This window comes from Lujinxingia litoralis (genome assembly GCF_003260125.1).
Classification (GTDB): Bacteria; Myxococcota_A; Bradymonadia; order Bradymonadales; family Bradymonadaceae; genus Lujinxingia; species Lujinxingia litoralis.
In genome coordinates this window covers 1-16314 of record NZ_QHKO01000010.1, presented here as the reverse complement: position 1 = coordinate 16314, position 16314 = coordinate 1, and the positions used below count along the sequence as shown (strand labels likewise).

13 protein-coding genes are annotated in these 16314 nt (G+C 64.9%); 10 read left to right on the top strand and 3 right to left on the bottom strand.

From position 1 onward, the window contains the following. The first annotated feature begins 193 nt into the window (after nucleotides 1-193). The 4 genes from DL240_RS16595 (at nucleotide 194) to DL240_RS16580 (ending at nucleotide 4864) form a co-directional block, all read left to right on the top strand. A complete protein-coding gene (locus tag DL240_RS16595; RefSeq protein WP_158542657.1) occupies nucleotides 194-1759 on the top strand; it encodes a tetratricopeptide repeat protein in 1566 nt (521 codons plus the stop codon). Between the two features lie 36 nt (nucleotides 1760-1795). Next, nucleotides 1796-2929: a hypothetical protein gene (locus tag DL240_RS16590; protein ID WP_146618370.1), complete on the top strand. Its 1134-nt coding sequence runs from the start codon at nucleotides 1796-1798 to the stop codon at nucleotides 2927-2929. Between the two features lie 243 nt (nucleotides 2930-3172). Then, nucleotides 3173-3796 (top strand): superoxide dismutase, encoded by a 624-nt coding sequence (locus DL240_RS16585; RefSeq protein ID WP_111731019.1) that lies wholly within the window; start codon nucleotides 3173-3175, stop codon nucleotides 3794-3796. A 264-nt stretch (nucleotides 3797-4060) separates the two neighbouring features. Next, the gene (locus tag DL240_RS16580) at nucleotides 4061-4864 is read left to right on the top strand and encodes a DUF547 domain-containing protein (protein WP_111731018.1); all 804 of its coding nucleotides are present in this window, start codon (nucleotides 4061-4063) and stop codon (nucleotides 4862-4864) included. 26 nt (nucleotides 4865-4890) lie between these two features. On the opposite strand, the gene DL240_RS16575 is transcribed toward DL240_RS16580, so the two are convergent. Both DL240_RS16575 and DL240_RS16570 read right to left on the bottom strand, forming a co-directional pair. Beyond that, nucleotides 4891-6537, bottom strand: a complete 1647-nt coding sequence (locus tag DL240_RS16575) for a HEAT repeat domain-containing protein (protein WP_111731017.1) — start codon at nucleotides 6535-6537, stop codon at nucleotides 4891-4893. A 7-nt stretch (nucleotides 6538-6544) separates the two neighbouring features. Further along, complete coding sequence (locus DL240_RS16570) at nucleotides 6545-7519, bottom strand: alpha/beta hydrolase (RefSeq protein ID WP_111731016.1); 975 nt, start codon at nucleotides 7517-7519, stop codon at nucleotides 6545-6547. A 310-nt stretch (nucleotides 7520-7829) separates the two neighbouring features. Between DL240_RS16570 and DL240_RS16565 the strand changes: the two genes are divergently transcribed. The 5 genes from DL240_RS16565 to DL240_RS20325 all read left to right on the top strand — a co-directional run bounded on the left by DL240_RS16565 (nucleotide 7830) and on the right by DL240_RS20325 (nucleotide 14549). Next, nucleotides 7830-8261 carry a hypothetical protein gene (locus DL240_RS16565; RefSeq protein ID WP_111731015.1) on the top strand — a complete coding sequence of 144 codons (432 nt, stop codon included), beginning with the start codon at nucleotides 7830-7832 and terminating at the stop codon, nucleotides 8259-8261. 297 nt (nucleotides 8262-8558) lie between these two features. Then, nucleotides 8559-9992 carry an OmpP1/FadL family transporter gene (locus DL240_RS16560; protein ID WP_146618369.1) on the top strand — a complete coding sequence of 478 codons (1434 nt, stop codon included), beginning with the start codon at nucleotides 8559-8561 and terminating at the stop codon, nucleotides 9990-9992. Nucleotides 9993-10106: 114 nt separating this feature from the next. Next, nucleotides 10107-11000 carry a hypothetical protein gene (locus tag DL240_RS16555; protein ID WP_146618368.1) on the top strand — a complete coding sequence of 298 codons (894 nt, stop codon included), beginning with the start codon at nucleotides 10107-10109 and terminating at the stop codon, nucleotides 10998-11000. Between the two features lie 213 nt (nucleotides 11001-11213). Further along, entirely contained in the window at nucleotides 11214-13412 is a 2199-nt protein-coding gene (locus DL240_RS16550) for a beta-propeller domain-containing protein (RefSeq protein WP_111731012.1), read from the top strand. Between the two features lie 285 nt (nucleotides 13413-13697). After that, the gene (locus DL240_RS20325) at nucleotides 13698-14549 is read left to right on the top strand and encodes a hypothetical protein (protein WP_199589846.1); all 852 of its coding nucleotides are present in this window, start codon (nucleotides 13698-13700) and stop codon (nucleotides 14547-14549) included. Nucleotides 14550-14806: 257 nt separating this feature from the next. Here the strand turns inward: DL240_RS20325 and msrA are convergent, their stop codons facing one another. Further along, on the bottom strand, nucleotides 14807-15463 hold the full coding sequence (gene msrA, locus DL240_RS16540; RefSeq protein WP_111731011.1) for a peptide-methionine (S)-S-oxide reductase MsrA: 657 nt from the start codon (nucleotides 15461-15463) through the stop codon (nucleotides 14807-14809). Between the two features lie 215 nt (nucleotides 15464-15678). Here msrA and DL240_RS16535 point away from each other — a divergent pair, with 215 nt between their 5' ends. Further along, nucleotides 15679-16095, top strand: a complete 417-nt coding sequence (locus DL240_RS16535; protein ID WP_111731010.1) for a hypothetical protein — start codon at nucleotides 15679-15681, stop codon at nucleotides 16093-16095. The last annotated feature ends 219 nt before the right edge of the window (nucleotides 16096-16314 follow it).

Here is a 16314-nt window from a genome sequence, read left to right as displayed (position 1 = left end):
GGGGGGATTTTGCGGTGCCGGGAGGGGAAAGAGGGGCTGGATCTACGGGTGGGGGTGCAGTGCGCTTTATGGAACGCAAAACTTAGGGTAAGCGTGCGAGTTGAACGCCCTGGAGTGCGGCACAAGGTCTGTTGTCGACGTCTGTGCTCCGGGGTCAGGAACCGCTGGCAAAGGCATACGCGCGATGTGGACGATGCGAGACGAATTCGATCTTGAGGAAGATGGCCAGACCACCCCGGCTCTGATGACGTTGGAGGCGCTGCTGGGGCAGGGCCTTGACGCGCTGCCCCGCGACGTGCGGCGAGCGCTGGAGCGCGATCATTATCCGGAGGCACTGAAGCTGGCGAACGCCCACTATGCGGAGAAGGGCGCCGAAGATCTTAACGCGGCGTTGATCTACGCGATTTTGTTGGTGGGGCGTCAGCTCTGCGAGGAGGCCCTGGGTGTGCTGCGGCGAGCGTTAACGCACCATGCGCAGAACGTCTCTCTGCAGTTGAGTCAGGTGGAGGCGCTGATTGTGAAGGGGGAGTTTGAGGCGGCCAACGCGCTGCTCGACGCGCTGGGCAGTGTGAGCACGGCGGAGCCCCGGCATCGCGCCTTTATGGGGGATATGTACCTGGATATGGGGGCTGAAGATCAGGCGATGGACTGCTACCGCCAGGCGGTGGAGCAGGGCGTGCAGGCCGTCGATGTTTCCTTTCGGCTCGGGCATCTTCTCTTTGATCGCGAGGAGTTCAACGAGGCCGCGCATTACTTTGGTATCGCCGCGCGCCTGGCTGGCGACAACGCGATGGTCTGGGAGATGGCGGCCACCGCGTATTTTGAGGCGGGGCGGGTGGAGGATGCGGCCTACGCGTTTAAGCGGGTGCTTCAGGAGGATCCGGAGAACACCTCGGCCTGGCTCTACCTGGGTCTTTGCCATCAGGTGCTGGAGGACTTTGAAGACGCGGTGGATGCCTTTGAGGAGTACGTGTCTCTGGAGACGGAGAGCGCGGTGGGCTGGAGTCAGCTGGGCCAGTCGTACTTGATGTTGGGGCGCAGTGAGGCGGCGTTGCGGGCGTTTGAGGAGGCGGTGAATCGGGCCGGCGACGACGTGAGTATGCTCAACGGCGCGACGATGGCGGCCTACCAGAGCGGGGATGCCGAGGTGGCCGAGCGCTGGGCGCGTCGGGCGCTGGAGGTGGGGCCTGAGAATATGGAGGCGCAGTACAACCTGGGGGTGCTCTTGCTGGAGCGTCGCCGGGTGGAGGAGGCGCGGCTGGTGTTGGAGCAGTTGGTCGACCAGGGTCCGGAGGATCGCGGCTCGGCGCTGGGGGCGCTGGCAGTGGCCGAGGTGATTGACGGTCAGCGCAGCGCGGCCTTTGAACATATCGCCGAGGCGCAGCGTCATAAGGTCGATGCCGAGTGGCTCGGAGCCTTTGCCGAAGAGATCTTGAAGATCGAGGGCGGGGAGCCGGCCCGGGTGTTTTTAGAAGGCGCGCTCAGCGAGGATGAGCGCTGGCCGGCGGTCCGGGCGATGCTCAGTTATGTGTGCGCCGCGCTGGCCGGCGAGTCGGAGATCGCTGGCGAGCAGGCCGCGGCCTTTGTGGATGCGGTGATGGCGAGTCCCGGGGTCGTGCCCATGATGTGGGATTTCGAGTCGTGGGAGGCAGTGGCCATGCGTTTGAAGGGAGCCTCCAAGCAGGTGTTCTCGAAGATGCTCTCGGTGTTGGAAGGGCGTCGGGAGATCGCGGCGGTGGCCGATAAGATTCGCGGTTGAGCCCCTTGACGCTCAGCCGAGGTATGAGGAGCGAAGATGGCCAGCAGCAGATGGGCAATGCTTTGGGCGGGGGTGGTGTTGACGGTGGGGGTGTCGGGGTGCAGCCGGCCCAACCCGGGGTATCAGGGCGATCCGCTCTTGCCCGAGGAGTGTCGCGCCGGCATTGAGCGCAGTGAGCTCTTTGATCGCTTTGAGCGCCCGGAGCTACTGGATGTGCTGGTGGTCATGGATAACGCCGGCGAGATGGTCTCGTATCAGCGGGCGCTGGCCGCGGCGATGCCCGGGTTTTTGGAGCGTTTGGAGGGGGAGGGGGCGCTGGATGTGCGGGTGGGGGTGGTGACCACCGATGCGCGCGCCGGCGCGGGGCTGGCCCCGATCGTGCGTGACGTGGAGGGGTGCGAGGATAACGCCATGCAGGTGGCGTACTCCGGCACCCAGGGTTGGGTGCGCGCGGCGAGCTGCAACGTGCAGCAGGGCCAGGAGGGCGGGGGCTTTCAGCAGGCGTTGGATGTGATCGACGCCAATGTGCTGGGTTCCTCCCGTGCGCTGGCGTCGTTTCGTCGGGAAGATGCGCGCCTGTTAATGCTGGTGGTCAGCAACGAAGACGATTGTTCCGGCCCGGCGCCCGGTGGCGAGGGGGCACCGCGGGATGCGTGTGCGTGGAGTGGAGAGGATCGCCGCGAGGTTTCGCCGCTGGTGGAGGCGTTGCTGGCCCGTGCGCAGAGCCCGGAGGGGATCTCGCTGGCGGTGATCGCCGGGCCGCCCTCCGGGGTGAGTTATGAGGAGGGGGAGGCGGTGCGCTCGGTGTGTCGGAGCACGCTGGGGGCGGCGTACCCGTCGAATCGGCTCTATCGGGCGGTGGAGGCGTTTGGGACGCAGGGGATGTTTACCAGCGCTTGCACCCTGGATTTTGTCGATCAGCTCGATTTGATTGCCGATCGTCTGGCGTTGAGTTCGGCGGTCACGCTCTGTGCCTCGGAGCCCATGGCGCATGAGCCCCTGGAGGTGCTGGGGCTGGATGAGTCCGGGCAGGAAGAGGTGATCGGGTTTGGTTCGGGGTTTGTGTTTCTGGGGCCGGTGGAGGGCTGTGAGAATGGCGCGCTCTCGCTGAAGCGCCGGGGGTTGGAGGGGATCGTCGAGGTGAGCACGCGTTATTGCGCGTTGCCCTGAGGTGAGGTTGGCGCCTCTCTCTTCGAGGGGCTGCTTGACTTCGGCGAGGTGCGGTCTATCTTCGCGCTAGCTTTGACGCTGGTCGCCGCGTGATTGCCCGCGTAGCGCGTGCTAAATGCGGTCGGTACGAGTCGTCGAACGCCCCGAGTTTCGGGGCGTTCGGAGTGCGACGGCCGGTGTTGAGGGAGCGCGGAATTGTCGAATCCCACTGAATCCTGATGACCCTTTTTTAGGAGGCTGTCCATGGTTGGAAATCACACCCTTCCCGAGCTTAACTACGCCTACGATGCGCTGGAGCCCTTCATCGACGAGCAGACGATGCGGCTGCACCACAGCAAGCATCATATGGGCTACGTCAACGGCCTCAACAACGCGGAGAAGGCGCTGGCCGCAGCTCGCGAGAGCGGCGATTTCGGCAAGATCCGTGATCTGGAGCGCCTGGCGGCTTTCCACGGTTCGGGTCACTTCAATCACTGCCTCTTCTGGCAGAACATGACCCCGGCCGATAACTACAAAGATCCCTCGGGCGATCTGCTCGCGCAGATCAAGAAGGATTTTGGCAGCCTGGACAACCTCAAGGCGCAGTTCGGTGCGGCGTCCAAGGCCGTGGAAGGTAGCGGCTGGGGGATTCTGGCCTGGCAGCCCGGTGGCGAGCAGCTGGTGACTCTGGCGGCGGAGAACCACCAGAAGCAGACCCAGTTCACGGCGATTCCGGTGCTGGCGCTCGACGTGTGGGAGCACGCCTACTACCTGAAGTACCAGAACAACCGCGGTCAGTACGTGGACCAGTGGTGGAACGTGGTCAACTGGGAGAACGTCGCCGAGAACTTCGGTCGCGCGACCCAGTACAAGTTCGAGCTTCGCTAAACGCTCTCAGGGAGTGGGCGCCCGATTGCCCGGGCCCACTCCCGGGGTTAGAAAGCCTCGCCGCCCTTAAGGGCTGGCGAGGCTTTTTTTGTGGGGTGGGGGTTGGGGGGCGGCTTTTTAAGGGAGGGGCGGATGAATGCCGGGGGGAAGAGCTGCGTCCAGGGTGGTGTTGGGCCGAGGGTGCTCCGGGGGTATCCTGGAGGCACGAGGACGAGGCCCGGGAGAGGGTCGTAGGGAGAGAGACCCGAGCAAGGGGAGCAGAAGATGCGACGATGGTTCAGCGCGGCCGCCCTGGTGGCGAGTCTGGTGACAGGAGGTACAGCGTGGGCGCAGGAGGCCCCCGGTGAGGGAGGGGCGCCGGCGGCGTCCGGGGAGGCCGCGGCGGCGCATGGCGAGGTGATCGATCCGGCGCTCTTTGGCGAGTTGTTGGGGCGCTATGTGGATGGACGCGGCCAGGTGGATTACGCGCGCTGGCATGCCAGCGCGGCGGATCGCCAGAAGCTCAACGCTTATGTCGCGGCCATTGGCGATGCCGAGGTCCGGGGGAAGAGCCGCGAGGCGCAGCTGGCGTTTTACATCAACGCCTACAACGCGTTGGTGCTCCAGCAGGTGCTGGAACTCTGGCCGCTGGAGTCGGTGATGCGTTCGGAGGGCTTTTTTAAAGAGCGCCGTCACCGGGTGGCCGGTCAAGAGATGACGCTGGATGAACTGGAGCATACCCGGGTGATCCGGGCCCGGTTTAACGAGCCGCGCATTCACTTTGTGTTGGTGTGTGCGGCTAAAAGCTGCCCGCGTCTTCGCCCGGAGCCGATGCGGGCCCGCAGGCTGGAGGCGCAGCTGGAGGCCGCGGCGCGCGAGTTCATCCCGGCGACCACCCGGAAGGTGGAGGGAGGGAGCGTGGAGACGAGTCAGCTCTTCAACTGGTTTGCCGAGGACTTTATTAAGTCGGCGGGCTCGGTGCAGGCGTATCTGGCGCGCTACGTGCGCGATGAGGCCACGCGTCAGGCGCTGGGGGAGGGCGCGGCGGTGCGTTTCTCCGAGTACGACTGGGCGATCAACGCGCGCTAACCCGGCGGGATAAGGGCGCTTCGGGCTCACTCATCGGGCTGGTCCGGCGCGGGTTCATCTTGCGCGGGCTGGTCCGGTGCGGTTGGGGCCGATGCGGCTGAGGGCGGCGTGGGGGATGCTTCGGCGGGTGAGGAGGCCGGTGCGCGGACCTGGTCAGGGAAGGCGCGCCAGATGCCCACGGCGGCAAAGAGGCGCAACACGAAGAGGTCGTCGAAGAGGTGCGCGCGAAACTCATCGAGGTGCTGGCGAGGCGTCTCGGTGGTGGCCAGGTACTCCAGGTAGGCCTGACGCGTCTGAGGATCGGAGCTGGTGCGGATGGCCTCGAGCACCGCGCCGTCGCTTTCGACGCGCAGCAAGAGGTAGGAGGCCAGCGCGGCGCTCTGTGCATCGGTGGATGAGGCCAACGCTTCGAGCTGCGGGACCAGAGGGGTGATGATGGTCTGAAGATCGTCGTCGGTGCGCAGCACCATCTGCAGGATGCGCAGGGTTTCGGTGGCCTGGTCGGGGTTGTTCAGGCGTGTGGAGATGGTTTCGCGCCAGGCCTGATCAAAGCGGTCGATAAGCTGGCGAGCGATGAGTCTGCGGGTCTCGAAGTCTTCGCTGCGCAGGGCGCTGATCAGGGCATCGGCGCGCGCATCTTCGCGGGAGGCGTAGAGGCTGACGGCAGCCCGGCGCACCGGGTGACGGGCGTCGCGCATGGCGATGCGCAGGGTGACGGCGGCGTCGTCGGAGGGGTTGGAGGCCAGTGCGCTGAGCACCTCGATGGTGGGTTCGATCTCGGCGCCCTGAAGGTACTCCTGGGTGTGGGCGACGTAGGTTTCGTCACCCAGGGCGGTGAGCCCCAGGGCGGCCACGCGCACCAGTTCGGGGGCGATCTTGCGCTGGGGAAGCCCCAGGGTTTCGGCGTCGTAGACGCCGGCGCGTTTCAGCAGATCGGCGAAGGCCTGGCGGGCCAGTTCTGCCCGGGAGCGCACGAGAATGCGTCCGGCGTCCAGGCGAGCCTGCAGTGGTTGGTTCGGATCGGCGAAGCGTTCGACGAAGGCCAGGGCGCGGTCGGACTGGCCGGCTTCGGTCAGTCGAGAGAGCGCCCGGGCGGCGATGTCGGGATCGGGATCTTCGACAAACCCGCCCAGTTCCGGCAGCGCTGAGCGGCGCAGGGTGGTCTCATCGCCGGCCTGCTGAAGGGCCTCTACCGTGGCCAGGGGGCCGGCTTCAAAGGCCAGGCTGCGCTGGCGAGGATCGTCGGCGCGTAGCGCCCGGCTGATCATGGTGCGGCGTAGCGTCTCGCTGCCCAGGTCCAGGGAGGTGGACACGATCAGGCGTTTTTCGGCGTCGTCGGCTCGGTTGTAGGCGGCCATGGCCTCCTGGCGAGCCCGAGGATGATCGTGGAGGATCAGCAGGCGCAGGGCTCCGACTCGTACCATCGGGCTGGGGTCATCGAGCAGGGGCTCGGCCAGGGGGATGGCACGCGGGTCGTCGAGGAGCTCCAGCGCCCGCAGGGTTTCGGCGCGCACGAAGGGATCGTCGCCCATCTCCAATCCGCTCTTAAAGATGGCGTCGACGGTCTGGCGTTCGCCCTCGCGCAAGCGCTCGTCCTGGCAGGCGTTCAAGATCACCAGCCCCAGGAGGAGGAGCGCAAAGATGATGGGGTGGCGAGTGCGAAGAGCGGTCACGGCAACCTCAGTCGATGGCGGGGGTACGGCGAGCTTCCATAAAGAAGAGGGCCTGCGTCAGGAGATCGCGCCAGGGCTTTTCGTTGAGGATTTCGTGGTAGAGCCCCGGCAGCATCTCCAGCTGGCGGTCGTGGGAGCCGATGGTGTGGAAGAAGCTCTCGGTTTCGGCGGCATTGACTACCCGATCGTCGCCGGCGACCAGGAAGAGGCAAGAGGCTTCGATCTCGGCGCCGCGTTCGCGGGTATCTTTGATCGCGTCGAGGGCCTGAGAGAACCATCCGGCGGTGGCCGTGGAGAAGTTGAGCGGATCGCGGTCGTGGTGCGCGATCACGTCGGGAAGATGGCTCAAAAACGCCGAATCCAGCCCGGAGGGGATGCTCAATGTGGGGAGGAGCCGGCTGGCAAGCACACCGAGCTTCTGTTTTAGAGGGGAGAGATCGGGGGCCACACCGAGCAGGGGGCTGGAGATGATGAAGGCGCGCACCGCCGCCGGTTTGCGAAGGGCCAGGCGCAGGGAGATGAGGCCGCCGTTGGAGTGCCCCAGCACAAAGAGCGGGAGCGCGGGCCAGCGCTGTGTGGCGCGTTCGATGAGGAGTTCCAGGTCGTCGACGTAGTGTTCGAAGTCGCGGACCAGGCCACGGCGCCCGGTGCTGCGCCCGTGGCCGCGCGCGTCGATGGCCATGACCTGGTAGCCCACCCGGGCCAGGGCGATGCCCACGTGGTCGTAGCGCGCGCTGTGCTCGGCGTAGCCATGCATCAGGGCGACGAGGGCGCGGGGTTGGGCCTCGGGGTCGCGCCAGCTCTGCCAGTAAAGCTGCTGGTGATCCGGGGTGCTCAGGTAGCCCTCGTCACGTTCGACGGCATCGAGGGGGGCGCGGCGTCCCGGGGCGAGGTCGGCCCAGATCGCGGGATCAAAAGACTCGGCGCTCAGCGGCGCGGGGGAGGTCGAGGGGGTCGTGTTGGCGGACTGAGGATGAGCCATGGATAGGGTGCCGGGGAAGAGGTCGGGGGGGCAGGGCCTGTGTCGAAAGGGAGGTTATCACGCTCTCCAGACCTTGCGAACCCGTTGCCGCAGCATCGCGTGTTTCGGCACCAGGGGCGCGGGTCTGGCGGTTAAGGTCGACCCGCGTCGCGGAGTATGGCAGGATCGTGCCTGCCTGGTCTTTGCTGGTGCCGAAGGACTCGCGAAGTGTTGGTATATTGAGTGGTATCGGGTGTACGTCGATGCCCGGGATATGCGTGCGTTGTCTGGATGGGCATGCCCCAGAACATACCTATGAAGGAGTGAAGTGATGAACATTCGCAGCTTGAAGTCGATGGCAGTGCTGGTGGTTGTGGCGCTTGGTCTGGTGCTCAGTGCCTGTTCGGGGGCGTCGGAGTACCGCATGGAGTCGGGTCAGCGCACCGCCGGAGCCGAGGGCATCGTGGAGGTGACCTCGGATAAGAATGGCAACCGAGTGGTGTCGCTCTCGGTGGCGCACCTGCCGCGGCCGGGCCAGCTCGATGAGTCGGCGGCGACCTACGTGGTGTGGGTTTCGCCGGATGGGACCAACTACAATTACAATGTGGGGCAGCTTCGTCTGGCCGACGATCGCACGGGCCAGGTGTCGTTCACTACGCCCTTTCCCAGCTTTGCGATGGTCGTGACCGCCGAGGCGCATAGCACGGTGCTGGCCCCCAGCGACCAAGTCGTGCTCAAGCGCGAAGTGGGTTCGTCGCGCTAAGACGTGATGGATGCAGATGGGTTGGTGCCGGTGCTAATGCTCGGTAAACGCCTGAGAATCGAGCCTCGCGGATGCGTATGCACCGCGGGGCTTTGTTGCTCTGTGGTGCGAGGTGGGGAAAAGGGCGGAGGGGCGAATGCACCAGCGTTTAAGCGGGTGATGTTCGACCCAGGGACGAACATCGCGGACCAGCTCGGGTGGGTGACCTTGGTCGCGCGCAGGCCGGTGGAGTAGGGTCGATGCGCCGGCGTGATAAGACGTGGGTCGATGAATGGTGATGCGTAGTTTGAGGTGGATGTGAGAACGAGTGAGCAATCTTCGGTGCTCGGCGCGCTGGCGCTGGCCGCCGCGCTGCTGGCGGCCCCGGCCGCCCTGGCCAGCCCCTTTGATGTGTACGGTTCAGGGGCGCGTTCGGCGGCGATGGCCGGCGCCCAGGCGGCGTCGGCTGAAGGCCCGGCCGCGGTCTACGATAACGTGGCTGAGCTGGCCCGGGCGCGTACCGGCATTCGCCTGGGGGCATTTGCAACCCTGGGGCAGGCTCAGATCCTGCTCAAAGAGCGGCCCGCGGGCTACGACATCCCCGATCTGGGTGGGAACGGGCCGGCGCTTCCCACCGATCAGACGCGTCGGGAGCGCTCCGACACGCTGGAGGTAGCGCCGCTCTATGGCGTGGTGATCGGCGCAGTGACCGATTTCGGGGGTACTCGCACCCGTGGCGGCGCGGTGGTGATGCTGCCGACCAACGGGCTCTTGAGCATGCAGACGCATTTCGCGGATGAACGCGAGCGAGCCTTTTCTAACCAGTTGCATTTTGAGCTGGTGGGGGAGCGTTTGCGCCGCCCGGTGATCGAGGCCGGGGTGGGGCGCCAGATCACCGAGCGGCTCCATTTTGGCATCGGCGGCACCTACCTGCCGGGGGCTCGCGCTACGACGGAGGCCTTTGTGCGCGACCCGGCTGATCAGAGCGATGTGGGCCTCAACGCTGACATTCAGACCACCAATGCCTGGGGGATACTCGCCGGTGCGACGCTGAAGCTGCCGGCCGATGTTCGTCTGGGGCTGGTGTACCGGGGCTCGGTGGCCTTTGCCATCAAGGGGGGGAATGAGGTGCAGGTGCGTGGTGCGTCGTCGGGCGAAGATACCCGACAGGCGATTGACTGGGTGCCGACGTTTACGCCGGCATCGCTGCGCCTGGGGCTGGCCTGGGAGCCGGGCGATCTCCTTGTGACGGCGGATGCCCGCTACACCTTCTGGTCGGGGTACCGCGATACGCATGGCCAGCAGGCGGGATTTGACGACACGCTGGAGGGGCGTCTGGGCGCCCAGTGGCAGAGCAGCGCCGACACTCGACTGCGCGCCGGACTGGGCTTTGTGCCCTCGCCGGTGCCGGCTCAGACCGGGCGTACCAACTACGTGGATAACCACCGGGCGCTGGCCTCGCTGGGGGCTGAGCACCGCTTTGACATCTGGCAACGTGAGGTGGTCGCCGCCTGGTACGTGCAGGCGCATCACCTGCTGTATCGCACGACCGACAAAGGGGCGTTGGGTAGCTATCCGGATTGCGGGCCCGGGGTGGAGGCGCTCTGCGATGAGCTCCCCGACGATACCCGGGACCCGCGCACCGGTCAGCCTTACCCCGAGGCGCAGGGGCTTCAGACGGGTAACCCGGGCTTTCCGGGCTTTAGCTCCGGTGGGTGGCTGGGGGCGGTAGGGTTTGAGCTGCATTACTGAGCAGGTTTCATGGGTGGTTGTGTGGTTGTGGTTTAAGTGGTTGAATTTAAAGGTGAAGGTGTCTTTGGTCTCGCGCCGAAATGCCGCAGTCGAGGTGCTGTCGTGAGAGAAGTTATGCTGTGGAGAGCGTTGCTCATCGCCGGAGGGGTTGTGGGGGGGCTCGGGAGCGGCTGCCAGGTGGAGCGGGGCTCGGGGAGCTTTGAGGAGCAGGTGCTCCCGGATGCCGGCGAGGTTGACGTGGGCCCCGGCGAAGACGTGGGCCTGGGCGATGGCGCGGGCGCGGGTACGCTGGGCGGGACGTGGTTGCAGGCCCACCGCGCATCGAGCTGCGTGCTGGGCCAGGAGCAGGTCTCGATGGGGTATTACCTGGTCAGGATCGAGGAAGATGGGGAGCTGCTGCGAGAGCAGCGCAGGCTCTGCGCGCTGGATTTGAGCCCGGTGGCCGGGCTGCGTCCCCTGGTTCCGCCGGCGGTGATCGCGACCATTCAGTCGCCGGAGATCGATCGCGGCTTTGTCACGCGTCCCACCCCGGGTGGCGCCTACACCTCGGCCACCGAGGTGGGGCTCTGGGGGCTGGAGCTGGAGGACCCGGTGGGCGACGCGATTCCCTCCGACCCGCAGGACCCGCGGGTCGTGGACGCCGATGCCGATGGCGAGCCCGGGGTCAGCCTGGAGATCGCCGGCAGTGGATGCCGGCGCTACATGGGGCAGCGCCAGATCGTGCGCTACTTCGGTCAGCTCACCCACGCCAACCTGATCGAGGGCGGCAGCGCCACGCATACCCACGCCGAGGTGTACGGGGCCTCGGCATCGCTCTGCCAGATCTCGCCGCCGGTGGAGCCCAACGATGCGTTCAGTGTCTTTAAGATGGCCCGCATCGACGGGCTGGGAGGAGCGTTGAATCTGGACGCCGATGCCGATGGCGAACTCACCTGTGAGGAGGCCGCTCCCTACTTTGAAGCGCTGCTGGCGATGCGCGAGCCTGAGCGCGATCACTGCCGGCGATGACCGGGGCGCCGTGGCCACCCGTAAGAGAAAAACGAGCGATGTTTAGCCCATATTCAGATCTGGCATCGCCTTTGCTTTAAAAGTATCCCGAAGTGGCCGAGCAGATGTCGAGAGTCGAGGCAGGCATCCGGGAAACTCCCAGAAATCAGGCCGCTGCAGGACAACGCTCGATGAATCCGGTGATGCGAACTCAAAAAAACTGAGAGGTCAGCGATGGAAAAGAGTCAGAAATCTGAACAATGGCGCCGCTGGTGGCCGCGGGTGGCCGCGACGGTGGGAGCTGTGACGATGGTGGCGGCCTGTGGCCCTGACGAGGAGCCTCGCCGCGGTGATGCCACGGCCAGCACGAGCTTTCGCCTGACCAAGGCTCAGACCTGTGAGGATGTGCGTGGCGAGGTCATCGACTCGCTCACCGAACAGGTGCTTAAGAACCGGTACAACAATTACTGGTGGGGACCGGAGGTTGGAGAGCCGGATTTCGATGCCGGCGTCCCCTCGGAGGGCGATGATTCGAGCGGTGGCGATAGCCCCTCGGAGTTTACCGAGACCAACGTCCAGGAAGCCGGCGTGGATGAGCCGGACATCGTCAAGACCGACGGAAACTACATCTACACGGTGGCCGATAGCTCGTTGCAGATCCTCAAGAGCTGGCCGGCAGATCAGACCGAGCGCGTGGGGCGGTTTGATTTTCCGCAGGAATCCTATCCGCACAGCCTCTTTTTGGAGGGGGATCGCGTCGCGGTGTTCAGCTCCATCTGGCAGGGCAACTACTATTATGAAGACGCGGTCGGCGATGTGGAGGATGGTGAAGACGTGGGGCCGACTCCCGACGGAGAGCGTCCGGACGAGGTTGTGGAGTACTTCTACGGTACTCGCCTGACCATTCTGGATGTGTCGGACCGGGCCAATCCCCAGGTGGAGAAACAGGTTGATATTGAGGGCAATTACACCAGCGCCCGGATGATCGACGGGAAGGTCTACCTGGTGAGCAATAGCGGTCTTCGAAACATCAACATCTGGGAGTACATGTACGACGAGCCCCTGGAGGGGCTTCCGGAGCGCGATGGGGAGACCACCGAAGCCGAGCTGGAGGCGATGCGGGAAGAGGCGCGGCCGATCGTGCGCGCCTACCTGGCCGAGAAGCTGGCCGCGGAAGACGTGCAGAACTGGTTCCCGCGCAAGCGCGTCATCGGCGCGGATGATGAAGTGGTGGTCCAGGAGGCACTTTATGAGTGCGACGACCTCTACCTGACCGATCAGACGCAGCAGCTGGGTGTGCTGACGATCTCGAGTTTTGAGCTCGATGAGGAGTCCACCGCGGTCGATTCGACCGGTCTAATGGCTTCGGGCTGGCAGGTCTACGCCTCGCGCGACAACCTCTACGTGGCCATGAGTAGCCGCTGGTGGTGGTGGTGGGGAGGCAACGGCCTTCAGAACGAGTCGCATATCCACAAGTTTGCTCTGAGCGCCGATGGTCAGCCCGAGTATCGGGCCAGCGGCAAGGTCGACGGGTGGTTGCTCAACCAGTTCTCGTTCAGCGAGTACGAAGATCACCTGCGTGTGGCCACCACCGACAACCGTTGGGACTGGAATGAGGACACCGGCGAGCAGGTCGACCAGGGCGGTAACCACATCATCATTCTTAAGGAGGAGGCCGGCGAGCTGGTGGAGACCGGTTCGGTGCGCAATCTGGCGCCGACCGAGCGGATTTATGCTTCGCGTATGATCGGCGATCGCGGCTACATCGTGACCTTCCGCGAGACCGACCCGCTCTACACGCTGGACCTGAGCGACCCGAACGATCCGCAGGTGCTTGGTGAGCTGCATATCACCGGGTTCTCGACCTACCTGCACCCGCTGGGTGATGACTATCTGCTGGCCATCGGTCGCGACGGCGATGAGAACGGCATGATGAGCGGTGTGCACCTGCAGGTCTTTGATGTCAGTGACATGAGCGATCCGCAGCGCAAGCATCACCACGTGATCTCCACCGGCGGCTGGTCGTCGGACAGTGAGGCGATGTGGAACCACCACGCGTTTACCTACCAGGAGCGTCTGGGAGTGCTGAGCGTGCCGATGAACATCTGGGATGGTGAGGAGCGCTTCACCGGTCTGATGCTCTTTGAGATCGATGCGGAGCAGGACGAGGCCAACGCCGGTATTGCCGAGATTGGCCGAGTGAGCCACGGCGACCTGGTGGCGAACTCGAACTGCGTGCGTCAGGGCTTTGAGGAGGGCTGTGTGCAGGAGGACTACTGGGGTTGGTACTCCTGGATGCGTCGCAGCATCATTATGAGTGGCGAGGAGGGCGAGGAGTATGTGTACTCGCTGAGCGACATGGGGCTGAAGGTCAACGAGGTCTTCAACACCGATAATGAGCTGGCCTCGGTGCTGCTGCGCGAGCGCTTCTGAACAGGCGTCTCCCCCGGCGAATGTCGGGGGAGCGAGCCAGCCGATGGCTGGAGTCAGGACAAGGGGAGCGGGCAAGTGCCCGTTCCCCTTGTTGTTTCTTGCCTCTGAGAACACGCGTTCGCGGGGTGAGGAGGGGCGAAGCGGGGCGTGGTTGCGTTTTTGGGGGACGGTAGCGTAAAAAAAGCGCGTTCAACCATGAAGATGCGGCATATCCCCCGTTGAGGGGATTCGGCTGAAAAGCGGGCCGAGGTGCCCCGACAGAGCGAGGATGGAATGAGATTTTGGATGAAGACCTGGGCGTTGCTTCTGGCGGCGACGATGATCGTGGCCTGTGGACAGGATGATACCCGAGGCAGACGCTCGACCGACGCCGGTTTTAACGTAGGTGAAGGTGACGCCGGCGGCCAGGGCGATGCCGGCGGCAACGAAGACGGGGGGACGCCGGATGCGGATTCCCCGGATGGGTCCGACGGCGGCACCGGTGAGCCTGACGGCGGCACGGGTGAGCCTGACGGTGGCACCGGTGAGCCCGATGGTGGTACCGGCGAGCCCGACAGCGGCACCGGTGAGCCCGACGGCGGCACCGGTGAGCCTGACGGCGGCACCGACCCGGCTCCGGTGTGCGATGCGAGTTTTGGCCCGGACGATGCCTGCGGTGGCGATATCATCGGGACCTGGGACTTTGGCAATGCCTGCACTGATTTCGATCTGGCCGGGCAGTTGGGGCAGCTCTGTGCCGGAGTCACCATTGAGTCGATGGACGTTCAGACGGACGGGACGCTGGTGATCACGGCTGATAACTTTGCGCGCGCGATCACGATCGACGTGGAGGCGATGGTGCACGTGCCCTTCTCGTGCACCTTTGGCCTGGGATGCGATATGTTGACGGAGTCGGCCGGCGCTGTGGATCCGAACGTCGAGATGACTTGCGAACTCGATGCGAGCGGACAGCAGTGCGAATGTGCTGTGAGCGCCAGCTATGGCGAGGAATCGGCCGGAGCCTACACGCTGGAAGGAGGTGTGCTCACCGCCGGCGAGGCGGTCTACGACGTGTGTGCCTCCGGCGATACGTTGACGGCTCGCCGCCGTGCGGACAATGCCGAAGAGCCGAGCTTCGTGGAGATTTACACGAAGTAAGTTGAGCGCCAGAGCGTGACAGAAAACGCCGCGAGTGATCGCGGCGTTTTTTGTTGGGAGGGGAGCGCCTGGGGAGGGACAGTGAGGGGAGTCCGGGCGAGGGTGTGCGGGGTAGATGTCTGACCGAGGGTTGAACAAGGTGCAGTGTTTATGCGGGTGATGTTCGACCCCGGGACGACGAGGGAGGGGTATGCGGGGCGGGTGATGTTCGACCCCGGGACGACGAGGGAGGGGTATGCGGGGGGAGAGGACGAGCCCTATTCCGAGTCGCGCCATCCACTCGGGCAGCTCACGCCGGTGCCTCCCACGCCGCAGTAGCCGCCGGGGTTTTTGGCAAGGTACTGCTGATGATAATCCTCGGCGTAGTAGAACTCGGGGGCGTCGAGGATCTCGGTGGTGGGATCGCCGTAGCCGGCGTTGGCGAGCTCTGTGGCGTAGGCCTGAAGCGAGGCCTGGGCGGCTTCGCGCTGTGCGTCGGAGTAGACGTAGATGCCGCTGCGGTACTGGGTGCCCACGTCGTTGCCCTGGCGCATGCCCTGGGTGGGGTCATGGCCTTCCCAGAAGACCTTGAGAAGGTCGTCGTAGCTGAGGCGCTCCGGATCGAAGATTACGCGGACGACTTCGTTGTGGCCGGTCTCTCCGCTGCAGACTTCGCGGTAGGTGGGATTGGGGGTAAATCCTGCGGCGTAGCCGACCTGGGTGGAGTAGACGCCCTCAAGTTGCCAGAATTTGCGTTCCACGCCCCAGAAGCATCCCATACCGAAGAGGGCCGCTTCGGTGGTGTTGGGGAAGGGGGGCTGGAGCGGGGTGCCGAGTACGGCGTGGGTCTCGGGGATCTCGAAGGCCGGCTCATCACGGCCGGGCAGGGCGTCGTCGGGGTGAGGCATGCGGGGCTTGCGGGGGCTGAATAACATCGTTGCACCTGAGGGATCGGGGAGGATCGACGGCCGCATAGGCCTGCTCTGGCCTTCTTCTGGGGCCAACGTTGCGGGGAGGCGTCGCATTTCTTCCGCGGAAAAATCTCTGACTCGCAGGGAAGGGTTTGACAAGGCGCGCGGCCCGTGATGAGACACTGCCGGCCCCCGACGGGGGAAGAGTGCAACAGGAGCCGTAGAAGAGGGCGAGTACGATGCGTTTGCAGCAAGGGTTGGATGTCATTCATCGTCAGATGGAGGAGTGGGCTGAGGCCGCCGGGGAGGTGCTCGACAGTGAAGATGTCGACGGGCTGGTGGACCTGGCTACCGAGCTTCTGACGCAGATTCAGGAGATTGTCGAGGAACTCGATCTCGACACCGAGACCCTGCGGGTGCCCACCGGGCAAGTGGGGATCAAGGAGGTTGGAGAGGGGCTGGGCATTGCGTTGGCGCAGGCCTGGGAGCTGCTGGAGTTTGGGCAGCGTCCCTCCGAGCTGCACTTCGATCAGATCGAGCCGCTGCTCGTGGCCTTCGCCGAGCTTCTGGAGCTTGATCCGGAAGCGGATGAGGCCGAGGAGGAAGTCGAGCGGATCACGACGATGCTCGACGAGTTTCTTTCGGACACGTTTTAAGCGTGTTCAACCCCGGGGGGGAGGGGGCTCGCCAGGGACCGGTGGGGGAGGTCGTGGGGGAGTCGCTCGCGGGGTATATGCACGGCCGGGGGTTGAGCGTTGCGGGGTATATGCACGCCCGGGGGTTGAACAAAGTCCAGTGTTTATGCGGGTGATGTTCAACCCAGGGACGAACATGGCGGGGTATATGCGTGACCGAGGGTCGAGCGTGGCGGGGTA

Excerpts from the sequence above, each read along its gene's own strand:
- DL240_RS16595 (WP_158542657.1), top strand. The coding sequence starts at position 194 with ATGCGAGACGAATTCGATCTTGAGGAAGATGGCCAGACCACCCCGGCT.
- DL240_RS16590 (WP_146618370.1), top strand. The coding sequence starts at position 1,796 with ATGGCCAGCAGCAGATGGGCAATGCTTTGGGCGGGGGTGGTGTTGACG.
- DL240_RS16585 (WP_111731019.1), top strand. The coding sequence starts at position 3,173 with ATGGTTGGAAATCACACCCTTCCCGAGCTTAACTACGCCTACGATGCG.
- DL240_RS16580 (WP_111731018.1), top strand. The coding sequence starts at position 4,061 with ATGCGACGATGGTTCAGCGCGGCCGCCCTGGTGGCGAGTCTGGTGACA.
- DL240_RS16570 (WP_111731016.1), bottom strand. The coding sequence starts at position 7,519 with ATGGCTCATCCTCAGTCCGCCAACACGACCCCCTCGACCTCCCCCGCG.
- DL240_RS16565 (WP_111731015.1), top strand. The coding sequence starts at position 7,830 with ATGAACATTCGCAGCTTGAAGTCGATGGCAGTGCTGGTGGTTGTGGCG.
- DL240_RS16555 (WP_146618368.1), top strand. The coding sequence starts at position 10,107 with ATGCTGTGGAGAGCGTTGCTCATCGCCGGAGGGGTTGTGGGGGGGCTC.
- DL240_RS16550 (WP_111731012.1), top strand. The coding sequence starts at position 11,214 with ATGGAAAAGAGTCAGAAATCTGAACAATGGCGCCGCTGGTGGCCGCGG.
- DL240_RS20325 (WP_199589846.1), top strand. The coding sequence starts at position 13,698 with ATGAAGACCTGGGCGTTGCTTCTGGCGGCGACGATGATCGTGGCCTGT.
- msrA (WP_111731011.1), bottom strand. The coding sequence starts at position 15,463 with ATGTTATTCAGCCCCCGCAAGCCCCGCATGCCTCACCCCGACGACGCC.
- DL240_RS16535 (WP_111731010.1), top strand. The coding sequence starts at position 15,679 with ATGCGTTTGCAGCAAGGGTTGGATGTCATTCATCGTCAGATGGAGGAG.